The 13,686-nt window shown below is 68.8% G+C and carries 13 protein-coding genes; 8 read left to right on the top strand and 5 right to left on the bottom strand.

Going from position 1 to position 13,686, the window contains the following annotated elements:
* Window positions 1–259 precede the first annotated feature (259 nt).
* A complete protein-coding gene (locus C7R54_RS12830; RefSeq protein WP_129150816.1) occupies window positions 260–832 on the top strand; it encodes a GNAT family N-acetyltransferase in 573 nt (190 codons plus the stop codon).
* 82 nt (window positions 833–914) lie between these two features.
* On the opposite strand, the gene queC is transcribed toward C7R54_RS12830, so the two are convergent.
* The gene (gene queC, locus C7R54_RS12825) at window positions 915–1,643 is read right to left on the bottom strand and encodes a 7-cyano-7-deazaguanine synthase QueC (RefSeq protein WP_129150815.1); all 729 of its coding nucleotides are present in this window, start codon (window positions 1,641–1,643) and stop codon (window positions 915–917) included.
* Window positions 1,644–1,732: 89 nt separating this feature from the next.
* On the bottom strand, window positions 1,733–2,518 hold the full coding sequence (locus tag C7R54_RS12820; RefSeq protein ID WP_192903658.1) for an IclR family transcriptional regulator: 786 nt from the start codon (window positions 2,516–2,518) through the stop codon (window positions 1,733–1,735).
* Between the two features lie 237 nt (window positions 2,519–2,755).
* Here C7R54_RS12820 and C7R54_RS12815 point away from each other — a divergent pair, with 237 nt between their 5' ends.
* The 7 genes from C7R54_RS12815 to C7R54_RS12785 all read left to right on the top strand — a co-directional run bounded on the left by C7R54_RS12815 (window position 2,756) and on the right by C7R54_RS12785 (window position 8,231).
* A complete protein-coding gene (locus tag C7R54_RS12815; RefSeq protein ID WP_129150813.1) occupies window positions 2,756–3,445 on the top strand; it encodes a 3-oxoacid CoA-transferase subunit A in 690 nt (229 codons plus the stop codon).
* Window positions 3,442–4,083, top strand: coding sequence for a 3-oxoacid CoA-transferase subunit B (locus tag C7R54_RS12810; RefSeq protein WP_129150812.1), 642 nt, complete (start codon window positions 3,442–3,444; stop codon window positions 4,081–4,083). Before C7R54_RS12815 ends, C7R54_RS12810 begins: the two co-directional genes overlap by 4 nt.
* A gap of 131 nt (window positions 4,084–4,214) precedes the next feature.
* Window positions 4,215–4,547 carry an FxLYD domain-containing protein gene (locus C7R54_RS12805; RefSeq protein WP_129150811.1) on the top strand — a complete coding sequence of 111 codons (333 nt, stop codon included), beginning with the start codon at window positions 4,215–4,217 and terminating at the stop codon, window positions 4,545–4,547.
* Window positions 4,548–4,787: 240 nt separating this feature from the next.
* Window positions 4,788–5,543, top strand: a complete 756-nt coding sequence (locus C7R54_RS12800; RefSeq protein ID WP_129150810.1) for an ABC transporter substrate-binding protein — start codon at window positions 4,788–4,790, stop codon at window positions 5,541–5,543.
* A 4-nt stretch (window positions 5,544–5,547) separates the two neighbouring features.
* Window positions 5,548–6,201: an amino acid ABC transporter permease gene (locus C7R54_RS12795; protein WP_129151058.1), complete on the top strand. Its 654-nt coding sequence runs from the start codon at window positions 5,548–5,550 to the stop codon at window positions 6,199–6,201.
* A complete protein-coding gene (locus tag C7R54_RS12790; protein ID WP_129150809.1) occupies window positions 6,198–6,929 on the top strand; it encodes an amino acid ABC transporter ATP-binding protein in 732 nt (243 codons plus the stop codon). Before C7R54_RS12795 ends, C7R54_RS12790 begins: the two co-directional genes overlap by 4 nt.
* Before the next feature lie 12 nt (window positions 6,930–6,941).
* Window positions 6,942–8,231 carry an NAD(P)/FAD-dependent oxidoreductase gene (locus tag C7R54_RS12785; RefSeq protein WP_129150808.1) on the top strand — a complete coding sequence of 430 codons (1,290 nt, stop codon included), beginning with the start codon at window positions 6,942–6,944 and terminating at the stop codon, window positions 8,229–8,231.
* A gap of 43 nt (window positions 8,232–8,274) precedes the next feature.
* On the opposite strand, the gene C7R54_RS12780 is transcribed toward C7R54_RS12785, so the two are convergent.
* The 3 genes from C7R54_RS12780 to C7R54_RS12770 are packed head-to-tail and all read right to left on the bottom strand — an operon-like array spanning window position 8,275 to window position 13,685.
* Window positions 8,275–10,971: a penicillin acylase family protein gene (locus tag C7R54_RS12780; RefSeq protein ID WP_129150807.1), complete on the bottom strand. Its 2,697-nt coding sequence runs from the start codon at window positions 10,969–10,971 to the stop codon at window positions 8,275–8,277.
* Window positions 10,972–11,892 carry an endonuclease/exonuclease/phosphatase family protein gene (locus tag C7R54_RS12775; protein WP_129150806.1) on the bottom strand — a complete coding sequence of 307 codons (921 nt, stop codon included), beginning with the start codon at window positions 11,890–11,892 and terminating at the stop codon, window positions 10,972–10,974.
* Between the two features lie 50 nt (window positions 11,893–11,942).
* Window positions 11,943–13,685, bottom strand: coding sequence for an efflux transporter outer membrane subunit (locus C7R54_RS12770; protein ID WP_240039500.1), 1,743 nt, complete (start codon window positions 13,683–13,685; stop codon window positions 11,943–11,945).
* Between the last annotated feature and the right edge of the window lies 1 nt (window position 13,686).

The following is a 13,686-nucleotide window of genomic DNA, read 5'->3' as shown; positions in this document are numbered from 1 at the left end:
GACGTTAACAATTCTAACTACGCTACCTGCGTGACGAGCCTTTGAATCCTAGAAGCTGGCCGGTTATTACCCCGGGCTGCCCCTATGCTTCATCCAGCGCGGGGTATTGGAACACGTTTTGCCAGGACCGGGACACGCCCGGATCGGCGCCATGGCTGCGCTGGTCAGCCGTGCGTGCTCGGTGCACACTAGCGGCCGCTACCGTTACCGAGGCCGTCGAAATCCGTGTACGGCCCTTTGCCTCCCGAGCCGCCGCATCATGTCCTCCGCCCCTTCAGCCTCCGCCCCTTCGTCCTCGCTTGCCGTCCGCGACGCGGTTCGCGCCGACTTCATCGCCATCCAGGCCATCTACGAACACCACGTGCTGCACGGCACGGCTTCCTTCGAGCTGACGGCGCCCACGGTGGATGAGCTTCTGCAGCGCCACGCCGGGGTATTGGCCGCCGGCCTGCCCTACCTGGTGGCGGAGCTCGATGGCGTGGTGGTCGGATATGCGTATGCCACGCTGTACCGGCCTCGCCCCGCCTACGGCAATACTTGCGAAGATTCGGTCTATGTGAAGCCTGGCATGGCCGGGCGCGGCATCGGCGCGACATTGCTCAAAACACTGATCAAGCGCTGCACCGAACAAGGGTGGCGCCAGATGCTGGCGGTGGTCGGCGACAGCGCCAATGCCGCATCGCTGGCCCTGCATGCGCGTTGCGGCTTCCATCCGGTGGGCACGCTGCGGTCGGTGGGCTACAAGCTGGGCCAGTGGCGCGATACGGTATTGATGCAGCGGGCGTTGGGGCCGGGCGATACGGAGGAGCCGGCGCCCAGGAAGCCGGCCTGATCGCCGGAATCGCGGCCGCGCCAGCGGACCAGGCCTCCCGAGCCGGCCTGACCAGGCGCCGGCCAGGCTTGGTCAGCTGTCACTACGCGCTCTTGTCCGCGGCAGCCAGGCCCGCTTGCCAGCGTTCCCAGCCGGCCTTGCGCAGCACGCAGGCCGGGCATTTCCCGCAACCGTAGCCCCAGCCATGGCGCGCGCCGCGCTCGCCCAGGTAGCAGGTGTGGCTCTGCTCCACGATGATGTCGACCAGGTCATCGCCGCCCAGGCGTTGCGCCAGCTCCCAGGTCTGCGCCTTGTCCAGCCACATCAAGGGGGTTTCGATGGTGAGGCGGCTGCCCAGCCCCAGGCCCAAGGCGACCTGCTGCGCCTTGATGGTGTCGTCGCGGCAATCGGGATAGCCGGAGAAGTCGGTCTCGCACATCCCGCCCACCAGGACATCCAGTTCGCGCCGATAGCCCAGCGCCGCCGCCAGGGTCAGGAACAGCAGGTTGCGGCCCGGAACAAAGGTGTTGGGCAGGCCATTGGCCTGCATCTCTATGGCACGGTCGCTGGTCAGCGCGGTATCGGCCACCTGGCCCAATACGGACAGGTCCAGCAGGTGATCCTCGCCCAGGCGTGCGGCCGGCCCGGGCAAGCGGGCGCGGAATTCCTCCAGCACCCGCAGGCGCGCGTCCAGTTCGATGCGATGGCGTTGGCCGTAGTCGAAAGCCACCGTCTCCACATGCGCATAACGGTCCAGGGCCCAGGCCAGGCAGGTGGTGGAATCCTGGCCGCCGGAGAAAAGGACGAGGGCGCGACGTTGGTGGTTGAGCATGGGAATACGGCCATGAAATACGGGACAAGCAGGCACTTTACCGCCTGGGCACGGATCGGCGCCAGGGCGCGCGCGTTCCCGACTGCGCCTCAGCGCCGTCGCAGCGCCTGGTTGATCTGGTCGGCGGCCGCGCGCAGCGGCGGCAAGAAGGCTGCCAGCATCTCGTCCCGCGTGTAGCGGCTGGCATGGCCGCTGACGTTCATCGCGGCGATGACCTTGCCGGAACGATCGATCACGGGCACGGCCACCGATTGCAGACCAGGCTCAAGTTCGCGCTCGACACAGGCGTAGCCCTGCTCGCGCACCTGGGCGATCACGCGCTTGAGCGCGGCGCCATCCGTGATGGTTTCACTGGTATACGCCGCGCGCGGCGTGTTCGCCAGCAAGTGGTCCAGCGTCTCGTCATCAAGGCCTGCCAGGAGCACCCGCCCCATGGAGGTCACCCATGCCGGCAGCCGGCTGCCCACCGATAGGTTGATGCTCATCACCTTGTGCGCCGCCAGCCGCAGGATATAGACGATATCCGCGCCGTCGAGCACCGCCACCGAACAGGATTCGCGCGTGCTTTGCGCCACGGTCTCCATATAGGGCAACGCAAGATTCCACAGCGGCGTGGCCGACAGATAGGCATAGCCCAGGTCCAGGATGCGCGGCGTCAATGCGAAACGGCGGTCGTCCGCCCGCACGTAGCCCAGGTGCTCCAGCGTCAGCAGGATGCGCCGCGCGCCCGCCCGCGTCAGCCCGGTGCGGGCCGCCACTTCGCTCAGGGTCATTTGCGGCGTTTCAGGTCCGAACGCGCGTATGACGGCCAACCCGCGGGCAAAGGACTGCACGTAGGAATCGCTGGGCTGCTGGGGGACGTCGGGCTCGGTCATGGACGATGGCGGGAGGGGGAGGAGAAGCGCCATGTGTTCACCCTGAGGACACTCGACCTTGACACAGGGTGGACAGTCATGGAATATGTTCGATTATAGAACCAAAGTTCGCTATTAGAACAAATAAATGGAGACATCCCTCTCCTGCCTGGCCGACGTCATTGCGCGGGCCGGGCGCGCTGATGGCGGCTTGCGGATCGACAGCTTTATTTCTCCTCTTGGACAAGCAGGATAGCGATGATCTCGAAAATCGTTGATAGCGCGGCAGCCGCCGTGGCCGACGTGCCGGACGGCGCGACCATCATGATCGGCGGCTTCGGGCCGGCCGGCCAGCCCATGGAACTGATCGATGCCCTCCTGGCGCAAGGCGCCAAGGACCTCGTCATCATCAATAACAACGCCGGCAACGGCACCACCGGCCTGGCCGCCCTGCTGGGCGCCAACCGCGTGCGCAAAATCATCTGCTCGTTTCCGCGCCAGACCGATTCGCAGATCTTCGACGGCCTGTACCGCGCCGGCAAGATCGAACTGGAACTGGTGCCCCAAGGCAACCTGGCCGAGCGCATCCGCGCCGCCGGCGCCGGCATCGGCGGCTTTTTCTCGCCCACCGGCTACGGCACCCCGCTGGCCGAAGGCAAGGAAACGCGCGAGATCAATGGCCGCCACTATGTGCTGGAGTCGCCCTTGCACGCCGACTATGCGCTGATCAAGGCGCTGAAGGCCGACCGCTGGGGCAACCTGGTCTATCGCAAGACGGCCCGCAACTTCGGGCCCATCATGGCCAGCGCAGCGCGCGTGGCCGTGGCCCAGGTCAACGAAATCGTCGAGCTCGGCAGCCTGGACCCGGAAGCCGTCGTCACCCCCGGAATATTCGTGCAGCGCGTAGTGCGGATCGATGCCGCGCCCGCCGGCAAGGAGCAAGCATGAGCAGCAAACTGACCCGTGACCAGATCGCCGCGCGCGTCGCCCAGGACATTCCGGAAGGCGCCTACGTCAACCTTGGCATCGGCTTGCCCACCCTGGTCGCCAACCACCTGCCGGCCGATCGTGAAATCGTCCTGCATACCGAGAACGGCATGCTGGGCATGGGCCCGGCGCCCGCCAAGGGCGAGGAAGACTACGACCTGATCAACGCCGGCAAGCAGGCGGTGACCCAGGTTCCGGGCACCTCCTTCTTCCACCATGCCGATTCCTTCGCCATGATGCGCGGCGGCCATCTGGACATCTGCGTGCTGGGCGCCTTCCAGGTCTCGGCCCAGGGCGACCTGGCCAACTGGCATACCGGCGCGCCGGATGCCATCCCCGCCGTCGGCGGCGCGATGGACCTGGCGATCGGCGCCAAGCAGGTCTTCGTCATGATGGAATTGACCACGCGTGACGGCGCCAGCAAGCTGGTGGCGCAGTGCAGCTATCCGCTGACCGGCGTGCGCTGCGTGTCGCGTGTCTATACCGACGTTGCCGTATTCGACATCCGTGCGGATGGCGTGTACGTTATCGATCGGGTCGGCGATATCAGCGAAGACGAGCTGCGCCGCATCACCGGACTGCCGCTGCATTTCGCGTAGCCCTGCCGGGGCTGGCACGTTGCGTCCGCCTGGCACGCAACGTGCGTCGATGGCGAGACTACGGGACCACCGGACCGTGGTGCATCCTCCCGGATTCCGCGCCACGGAATTCAACCAAACCGGAAGCCGCCATGAAACGCCTGTTCGCCACTTTCCTCCTTTCCTGCGCCGCCGGCCTGGCGGGCGCGCAATCGCTGCCGCAGGGCGTGACGCTCGACGCGCTGCAAGCCATGCGCGACAACGGCACCGGCCAGACCATGATCACCGGTACGCTGCACAACGGGACGGGACGGCTCCTGAACAGCGCCGCCGTCGTCTTCACCTTGTACGACGCCCAAGGCAACAAGGTCGGCGAGGCCTCCGACATCACCTACAACCTGCCCAACGGCGGCAACTGGGGCATACGCGCCACGGCCACGCAACCGTTCACGCGCTTCACGGCCTTCGAGGTCCGCGTGCAGTGACGCCGGCGACCTCGGCACCGGGCCGCGGCCGGGCGGGAAGTCCCTAGGTTGTCCGCGGCCAACGCCCACGCATAGCATGGAGCGGCGTTGTCGCCGCTCATCCTTCCGGTTTTCTGCCGGGTTGTTTCCGCGCTCGTCTCCGGGATTGCTTCCATGCGGCGGCGAACCCGCGCCACCAGGGCCGCCCAGGGCTCCCGCGCGGCCGCGGCAAGGCCGATACCGACGAAGAAGGACATGGACATGCACGCCAGAAAGTTGTTCGTCTCGATGTTCGCCGCGCTCTCGCTGGCCGCCGCCGGCGCCCAGGCGCAGACCGTGCTCAAGGTGGGCTCGACGCCCACGGGCAGTCCCTTCACTTTCCTCGACACCAAGACCAATACCATCGAAGGGGTGATGGTCGACATCGTCAAGGCCGTGGGCAAGGAAGCCGGCTTCGAGGTGCAGATCGAGCCGATGACTTTCTCCGCGTTGATCGGGTCGCTGACGTCCAGGCGCATCGACATCATTTCGGCCGCCATGTTCATCACGCCGCAGCGCCAGCAGGTGGTGAGCTTCTCGGAACCCGTCTACCGCTACGGCGAAGGGCTGATGGTGCCCAAAAGCGACACCAAGGCCTACAAAACCTTCGCCGACATGAAGGGCATGACGGTAGGCGTGCAGGTCGGCACCGCCTTCGTCGAACCCGTGCAGAAGAGCGGTGTCTTCAAGGAAGTGAAGCTGTATGACAATCCGCCGGACATGATGCGTGACGCCAACGCGGGGCGCATCCAGGGCGGCTTCATGGACTATCCCATCGCGGCATACACGATCTCGCAAGGCGGCTTCCCCAACCTGCACATGGTGCCCAGCTACGAGCCCACGGTGGTCGGCAGCCTTGGCCTGGCCACGCGCAAGGACGACACCGAACTGCTGAAGAAGATCAATACCGCGCTGGCCAAGCTCAAGGCCGACGGCAGCATCGACCGCATCCTGAAGAAGTGGGGGCTTGGTGCCTGACGCCGTGGCCGGATTCTTCAGCGACGCCGCCCAATACCTGCCCATCCTGCTGCAAGGCGCCAAGCTCACCGTCCTGGTGACGCTGGGCTCGCTGGCGTTTTCCACCGTGCTGGGCATGGTCTGGGCCCTCATGCGCGTCTCGGGCATTCCGTTGCTGACGCGCTTCAGCGGCATGATGATCAACCTGCTGCGCGGCATCCCCATCATCGTCCTGCTGTTCTACATCTACTTCGTCATGCCGGACGTGGGCATCGCGTTGACGGCGATGCAGGCCGCCATCATCGGCCTGGGCATCGCCTATTCCGCCTACCAGGCGGAGAACTTCCGCGCCGGCATCCAGGCCATCGACCAGGGCCAGGTCGAGGCCGCCATGGCCATGGGCATGAGTTGGAGCCTGACCATGCGGCGGGTCATCCTGCCGCAGGCGGTGCGCATCATCCTGCCGCCCTACGGCAACATCATGATCATGATGCTCAAGGACTCGTCCCAGGCTTCCACCATTACGGTGGCGGAACTGGCCCTGCAAGGCAAGCTGATCGCGGTGTCGACGTTCAAGAACGCCACCGTATTCACGCTGGTGGCCCTGATGTACCTGGTCATGTGCGTGCCGCTGATCATGCTGGTCAGGCATCTGGAGAGAAGGAGCGGCCGGCGATGATAACGCTGCACGGCGTGCGCAAGCGCTTCGGCGCACTGGAAGTGCTCAAGGGCGTGGACGCGCACGTCAGCAAGGGCGAGGTCGTGTGCGTGATCGGCCCGTCCGGTTCGGGCAAGTCCACCATCCTGCGCTGCATCAACGGGCTGGAGCGCTACGACGAAGGCAGCATCGCCATCGACGGCCAGCGCGTCGACACGCGCGCGCCGTCCATCACGGCCATCCGTACCCAGGTGGCCATGGTGTTCCAGCGCTTCAACCTGTTCCCGCACCGCACGGCGCTGGAAAACGTCATCGAGGGTCCCATCTACGTCAAGCACGAGCCCCGCGCGGCGGCCACCGAACGCGGCCGGGCCTTGCTGGCCAGCGTCGGCCTGGCCGACAAGGAGAACGCCCATCCGGCGCAATTGTCCGGCGGGCAGCAGCAGCGCGTGGCCATCGCGCGCGCGCTGGCCATGCAGCCCAAGGCCATCCTGTTCGACGAGCCGACCTCGGCGCTCGACCCCGAACTGGTGGGCGACGTGCTGGGCGTCATGCGCAAGCTGGCGGAGGCCGGCATGACCATGGTGGTCGTCACCCATGAGATGAGTTTCGCCCGCGAAGTGGCCGACCGCGTACTGTTCTTCGACGGCGGCGTCATCGTCGAGCAGGGGCCCGCCGCCGACGTGTTGAACCAGCCCCGCCATCCGCGCACGCAGGATTTCCTGCGCCGCGTCCTGCACCCCATGTGAGGATCGCCTGCCATGCGGCACGACATGTTCCCGCTTTCCCCGGCGCTGTGGGCCGCCACGGCCGCGCCGCCGCCGCCCACATCGGCCATCGACGCCTCGCAGCGCGCCGACGTCCTGGTCATCGGCGGCGGCTATGCCGGCCTGAGCACCGCGCTGCACCTGGCCCAGCGCGGCATCGACGTGGTGGTGCTGGAGGCGCGCGAGATCGGCTTCGGCGGATCCGGCCGCAACGGCGGACAGGTCATCCCGGGCCTGAAGCACGATCCCGACGACCTGCTGCGCATGTACGGTCCAGAGCGCGGCGCCAACCTCATCCAGTTCGCCGGCGCCACCGCCGACCTGGTGTTCGACCTGATCGCCCGGCACGATATGGACGTGCCGCATGTGCGGCAAGGCTGGATCCAGGGCGCGCATACCCCGCGGGCGCTGGCGGTAGCGCAGCAGCGCGCGGAACAATGGCGCCGGCAGGGCGTCGCGGCGCGCACGCTGGACTCGGCCGAAGCGGCCAGCCTGCTGGGAACCGACCGCTACCTGGGCGGCTGGCTCGACCCGCGCGCCGGCGCCATCCAGCCCCTGAGCTATGTGCGCGGGCTGGCGCGCGCGGCGCTGGCCGCGGGGGCCCGCCTCTATACCGAAACGCCCGTGGACAGCCTGCAGCGCAGCGGCGCCGACTGGGTCGCCACGACCAGCGCCGGCGCCACCGTGACCGCAACACGCGTCGTGATGTGCACCAATGCCTATGGCGCGGACCTGTGGCCGGACCTGCAACCGAGCATCATCGACGCCAACACCTTCCAGGTCGCGACGCAACCGCTGTCGCCAGCCATCCGCGCCGGGATCCTGCCGCAAGGACAGGTGTGCTCGGACACGCGCAACCTGCTGCTCTATTTCCGACTCGATCACCAGGGACGGCTGTTGATGGGCGGGCGCGGCCCCTTCCGCGAACCGCGCGGGCCGGCTGACTGGGCCCACCTCGAACGCGTGATGGTGAAGATGTACCCACAGGTGGCGGGCGTGCCTTATGAATTCCGCTGGTGCGGCCGGGTGGCCATCACGCGCGACTACCTGCCGCATCTGCATGAGCCCGAGCCCGGCCTGTTGATAGACATCGGTTGCCAAGGTCGCGGCGTCGGCTTGCAGACCGCCATGGGGCGGGCCATGGCCGCCTATGTCGCCACTGGCGACCGCGCCGGGCTGCCGGTGCCGGTGGCGCCGATCCAGGCCTTTCCGCTGTATGGGCTGCGACGCCTGTACGTCAACGCGGTGGTGACCTGGTACCGGATGCGGGACGGCGGCGTGTAGGCGGCAGACCGTCGAGCCAATCGCGACCAGCGGCCCGCCGGCATCACGGCTGCTTCATCGGCTTGAGATCCAGGCGGTGCCTTGTCTTGCCAGGCAGGAAAGGCGTGGCCCGGCCTTCCACCCATGCCGCATTGCCGGCCAGGAAATAGGGCGACAACGGATGTCCCGATGCGCCGCCCGGCATATGCAGGATACCCAAGGCCTCCTGTCCCGGCGATACCGCGAACCGTTCCGATGCGCCGAAGGCCGGCCGCTGCACGCGCGGCAAATGCTGGTCCCCGGGCATCGGCGTGTCCGGCGCGGCCAGCCAGCCGCGCAGCGCGGGTGGCAGCAGACGGGCAAAGGGATGGGCCAGGGCCAGGCGGTTGCGATCGCCCCAGCGCGCCTGCGCCAGGCCGCCGGACGCATCGGCCTGGGCGATGACGTCGTCCGCCATCGCCAGCATGAAAGCGCGGTTGTCGGCATAGCGCCGCGGCACCCACGCGCGCTCGCGCGCCAGCGCCCGCATCACGGCTTCCATGCGTGAGGACGCGCGGCCCAGTGCGAGCGGCCAGGCCGGCAATCCTGCCTGGCGGTCGGCGTCGGTACGGGCCGCCAGGCGGGCATCGAGACCGCCGAACCAGGCCTGGTACAAGGCCTCGCGAAACGCCCGCACCAGCGTGTAGCCGACGGCGTCGGCATCGGCACGGCCGTTCCAGCCGGCTACCAGGCGCGCCATCTCCGCGCGCCGCGGATGGCCCGCGGTGGCATCGGCATCCAGGGTGCCCAGGAGCAGATCGCGCCAGGGCGCCAGCCAGGACGCGCGATCGTCCAGCTGTATGGCCAGCAGATCGCCTTCCTGGCTGCTCGGGCTAGCCAGCAAATCGTCGCGGATCTGCTGGCTGCGCGTGCCGATATCGGCGCCGCCGTCGCCGATGCGTGCCTGCAGGGCGGCGTTGCCCAGTTGCGTGCTGTTGGCGGTCCACAGGCGGCCGGATGGGGGGTCGAGGACGATGGGGTAGTCGGCCGGCGCCAGGCGGCGCAGGGCCGGGGCCGACGGGGGCGCCGGCCCTGCCGGGGCCGCCACATTCGCCACGTCCACCATATGGCCGCTCTTTGGCGCCGCATCCGCCACCTGGCCGCTTGTCCTCCCCGGGTCACCCGACGCCGCAGCCGGCACCGGATAGCCGCCCGGATCGAGGACGGATGCCGGCAGCGGGCCGGCCAAGGTCCAGCCGATGCGCCCATGGCGGTCCGCGACCAGGATGTTCTGCGCGGGCACGCCGGCGCGCTGTGCGACCGCCAAGGCTTGCGTAAGATCGCGCGCCTGCTCCATGGCCATGAGGCCGAGGTCGACCGCCTGCGGCAGGTATGCCACCCAGCGTATGGCATAGGAAGCACCGCCGCTGCGGAACAATGGCCCCCATGGGGTTTCGTGCACGTCCAGGCGCACCGGTTCGCCGCCGCGCACGGCGATGGTCTCGACATGGTCCTCCGCCTGCCGCCACTGCCCGTCGGCCCCGCGATAACGCCGGGGGTCGCCCGGGTCGCGGTCCACGCGCACCAGGTCGATGTAGTGGCCATAGCTATTCGTGAAGCCCCAGGCCACGTCGCCATTGCTGCCCGCCACCACCAGCGGCGCGCCCGGCAGGCTGACGCCCGAAAGTCGCCGCGCTTGCTGGCCGTCCGGGCCCGCAAGCACCAGCGTCAGTCGATACCAGATATTCGGCAAGCCCAGGCCCAGGTGCATATCGTTGGCCACCATGGCCCGCCCACCGGCGCCGTGCGCGCCGTCCACCGCGAAACTGTTGCTGCCCACGGAAGCGCTGTTGTCCAGGCCGGCCTGCATGGCCTGCGCCACCGTCGCGCCGAAAAGCGATCCCGCGCCGCCGACGCTGGGCGCCGGCGCGCTCGCGGTGGCGTCGGCTCGCCGGCGCTCGACAGCGCCGTGTATCGCCGACGCCGCTTCCTTCGCCACCGATACGGGGGCAGCTCCACGCCCCGTCGTCACCGACCCGTCCAGCCAGTCCGGCCGCTCGGCGGGAACCGTCAACGCGGGTATCGTCATGGGCGCCTGGTCCAGCGGCGCATCGATCTCGGTGGCGGCGGGCGTCAGGAAGGCCAGCATATCGGGCGACAGGCTGTCGCGCAGCATGCCACGTCCCAGCACGCGTGCGATCTCGCCGGACTGCAGGTCCAGGTACATGGCGTCGACCACCAGCAAGGTGTCCTCCGGACGCCAGGGTTCGGGTTGCGCCTGCAGCAGCGCGTACTCGAACGGCCGGGCGCGCGTCGCGCGCATGGCTGCGTTGACCCCATCGGCATAGCGCCTTAGCAAGGTCTGTTGCCCGGCCTCCAGCGCCGCATACGCGGCCTCGGCGCGTGCACGGAAGCGGTGCAGGCGATTGCGCCGGTCCAGCGGCACGGCGTCCGCTCCGACCAGGGCCGACACCTCGCCCGCCGCGACCCGGCGCAGCAGGTCCATCTGGAAAAACCGGTCCTGGCCGTGCGCATAGCCGGTAGCGTAGGCGAGATCAAGGCGGTTGGCCGCGGTCACCGTCGTAACGCCCTGCGCATCGCGTTCGATGCGCGCGGACGATGCCAGGCCGGCCGCCGCCACGACGCCGTCCAGGCGCGGCAGGCTGGCGCGCAGATAGCCCCAGGCCGCCAATGCGGCGGTCGCGCCCACCAGCACAACGGTCGCCAGCGCGCCCAGGCCGCGACGTCGCCACTTGCCGCGCCGGGGCTCGACGGGCCGCATTCAGCGCAATTCCAGCAGCAAGGGTTGGTGATCCGACGCCGCGCTCTGCTGGTCGACCTCGCAGCGCGACACCCGCTGGGCCAGGTCGGCGGTCACGAAAAAGAAATCGCAGGGGAAAGGACCATCGGCCCACTGCTCGTGGTCGTATACCCCCGTAGTGGGCGCGCGCGCGGGCCCTGCGACCGGACCCGGATGCGTCAGCAGCCATGCATCGAGGAAATCCGGCGCGCCTGCCGTGGCCGGCATGGGCGCCACCATGCGCAGATAGGCGCTGTCGCCCGCCGCGCTGTTGAAATCGCCGCAAATGATGGCCGCCGAGGGCCGGTCCGTGGCCGCGAAGGGCGTGCCCGGCTTCTCCAGGGGCGCCGGCCTGCGTGCGTGCGCGCACGCTTCGGCGTGCATGACGCGCAAGGCTTCCACCTGCGCCAGGCGTTGCGTTTCGGAGTAGTACTCCAGGTGCGTCGTGATCACGCGCACCAGGCCCTTGCCGCTATCGATCACCGCCTCCAGCGCGATGCGCGGCATCGACGGCACGCCGGGATCGGCCGGCCAGGGCAGGCTGTGTCGCCAGACCTGCCGCACCGGCAGGCGCGTGGCGATGGCATTGCCGAAGTGGCGGCGCGGCGCCCCGGGCGCCGGCGGCGGCAAATCCACGGCCACGCCTTCCAGCACCGTGTATCCAGGCAACAGCCGGGCCAATTCCGCGAACTGGTCGGGCCCGGTGCCGCCAGGCAGGCCCGCGGCATCGCCCTCGCCTGGGCCGTCACCCGCGCCCTGCCGCGTATCGAAGCCCCGGCTCACTTCCTGCACGCACAGGACATCGAAATCCGCGACACGCCTGGCCTCGCTCACGATGCGCGGCAGATCCACCCGCCCGTCGCAGCCACGGCCCCATTGGATATTCCAGCAAACCAGTTTCATGCGCGGCCTCCCTTGCCCCTGCCTTTTTAGCAGCCGGGCGGGTCACCGGTCTAGCGCAAGGCGGGCACCGCGCCGCCGACGGGCTGGGACGACGCACCGCCATCAGCCCGGTCTGTCCCGGCCGTCCCGGCTCCCGCGGCTTCCGCGGCGGCATCGCCCAGACGCGCGGGGTCGATCTCATGCCCCTGCCATCCCCCACCCAGCGCCTTGTACAGCGCGACCAGGTCCGTGGTGACCTGCACCGTCTGCTGCGCCAGCTGCACGCGGCTGTCGCTGAGCTGGCGTTCGGTATCCAGCACGTCGATAAAGCTGTTCAGCCCGCTGCGATAGCCGTCGCGCGCCAGGTCGAAGGCGCGGGCATTGGCGTCGGCCACCCGTTGCAAGGTCACCTGGCGCGCCTGGTCGGTGCGATAGCGCACCAGTGCGTCGTCGACGTCGCGCAAGGCGGACAACACCGTCTGGCGATAGTTGAGCACGCTCGCCGCCTGGTCGGCCTTGGCGATGGCGACCTGCGCACGCAACGCGCCGCCCTGGAAAATGGGAATGCTGACCTGCGGTCCGATCGAATAGAAATGACTGGCCCAGCGCGTCAGGTAGCTGGCCTGCGTGGCGCGAAAGCCGAATTGTCCCGTCAAGGAGATGTCCGGGAACATTTCCGCGATGGATTCCCCGACCTGCGCCGTGGCGGCGTGCAGGTCCGCCTCGGCGCGGCGGATATCCGGCCGCCGCCGCGCCAGGCTGGCCGGCAGGCCCACGGGCACGGCGGGCGGCACCGGCGGCACCGCGCCGGGCGTGGACAGCTCGGCGTCCAGCGTGCCAGGCGGCTGGCCCAGCAGAACAGCCAGGGCGTTCAAGGCCTGGGCCGCCTGCTGCTCGAATTGCGGCAACTGCGCCGCGACGGCGCCCAGCTGCGCATCGGCGCGTTCGACATCGGTCTGGCTGGCCAGGCCCGATCGCTGCCGGCTGCGCGTCAGGTCCAACGTGTCCTGCGCCACGCGCACCTCGTCGCGGGCGATGCGGTCCAGCAGCTGGGCGCCGCGCAGCATCGCATAGGTGCGCGCCACCTCGGCTTCCAGCGACACCAGCGCGTCGTTGCGGTCTTCCATCGCCGATTCGGTTTGCGCATTGGCAGCCTCGACGCCGCGCCGCACGCGGCCGAACAAATCCAGCTCCCAGCTGGCGTCGACGCCCAGCGTATAGAGATTCACCGGCTTGTCCGCTTCCTCCAGGAATTGCTTGCCCGCGCTGCTGGCCTGGGCGCCGGCGTCGGGCGCGATGTCGTTCAGGGGCGAATCCGGCGCGCCCAGCCTATCGATCTTGCCGGGAATGCCGCGCGACTCCAGGATGCCCTTCAAGCCGAGTTTCTGGTATGTGTAGCTGCCCGTTCCATTGACCTGCGGCAAGCCGCGAGCGCCGGCGGCGCGTGCCTGCTGGCGCGCCGCGACGATGCGCAGCACGGCCTGGCGCAGGGTGAGGTTGTCCGCGATGGCCCGGTCGATCAAGGCGTCCAGCACCGGATCGTTGAAACCGTGCCACCACTGCGGATCGGGATCGGTCTTTTCCGTCACCGACGCCACCTGGGGCAGCGGCGCCCGCTGGCGATCGGCGTAGTCGTCCGGCGCCCCCGCCTCCGGCGGCTTGAAGTCCGGTCCGACCGTGCAAGCCGCACACAGGAACGCCGCCAGGGTGAGCGCGGCCAGGCGTGCCGCCCGGGGACCGCCACCAGACGCGCCGCACGACAGCCGCGCGCCCAAGGGTGAGCGCAATGGAATCGTCATCATCGACCGGGCCATG

Origin of the sequence: Achromobacter aloeverae (assembly GCF_004121055.1) — a bacterium.
Classification (GTDB): domain Bacteria; phylum Pseudomonadota; class Gammaproteobacteria; order Burkholderiales; family Burkholderiaceae_B; genus Bordetella_C; species Bordetella_C aloeverae.
Note: the sequence above shows the minus strand (reverse complement) of the source record. Positions and strands in the feature narration are given on the sequence as shown.

Bases quoted from the DNA above. Each gene is read 5' to 3' on its own strand.
- queC (WP_129150815.1), bottom strand. From the start codon at position 1,643: ATGCTCAACCACCAACGTCGCGCCCTCGTCCTTTTCTCCGGCGGCCAG.
- C7R54_RS12780 (WP_129150807.1), bottom strand. From the start codon at position 10,971: ATGCGGCCCGTCGAGCCCCGGCGCGGCAAGTGGCGACGTCGCGGCCTG.
- C7R54_RS12770 (WP_240039500.1), bottom strand. From the start codon at position 13,685: ATGGCCCGGTCGATGATGACGATTCCATTGCGCTCACCCTTGGGCGCG.
- C7R54_RS12810 (WP_129150812.1), top strand. From the start codon at position 3,442: ATGAGCAGCAAACTGACCCGTGACCAGATCGCCGCGCGCGTCGCCCAG.
- C7R54_RS12775 (WP_129150806.1), bottom strand. From the start codon at position 11,892: ATGAAACTGGTTTGCTGGAATATCCAATGGGGCCGTGGCTGCGACGGG.
- C7R54_RS12785 (WP_129150808.1), top strand. From the start codon at position 6,942: ATGCGGCACGACATGTTCCCGCTTTCCCCGGCGCTGTGGGCCGCCACG.
- C7R54_RS12820 (WP_192903658.1), bottom strand. From the start codon at position 2,518: ATGACCGAGCCCGACGTCCCCCAGCAGCCCAGCGATTCCTACGTGCAG.
- C7R54_RS12830 (WP_129150816.1), top strand. From the start codon at position 260: ATGTCCTCCGCCCCTTCAGCCTCCGCCCCTTCGTCCTCGCTTGCCGTC.
- C7R54_RS12815 (WP_129150813.1), top strand. From the start codon at position 2,756: ATGATCTCGAAAATCGTTGATAGCGCGGCAGCCGCCGTGGCCGACGTG.
- C7R54_RS12800 (WP_129150810.1), top strand. From the start codon at position 4,788: ATGCACGCCAGAAAGTTGTTCGTCTCGATGTTCGCCGCGCTCTCGCTG.
- C7R54_RS12805 (WP_129150811.1), top strand. From the start codon at position 4,215: ATGAAACGCCTGTTCGCCACTTTCCTCCTTTCCTGCGCCGCCGGCCTG.
- C7R54_RS12790 (WP_129150809.1), top strand. From the start codon at position 6,198: ATGATAACGCTGCACGGCGTGCGCAAGCGCTTCGGCGCACTGGAAGTG.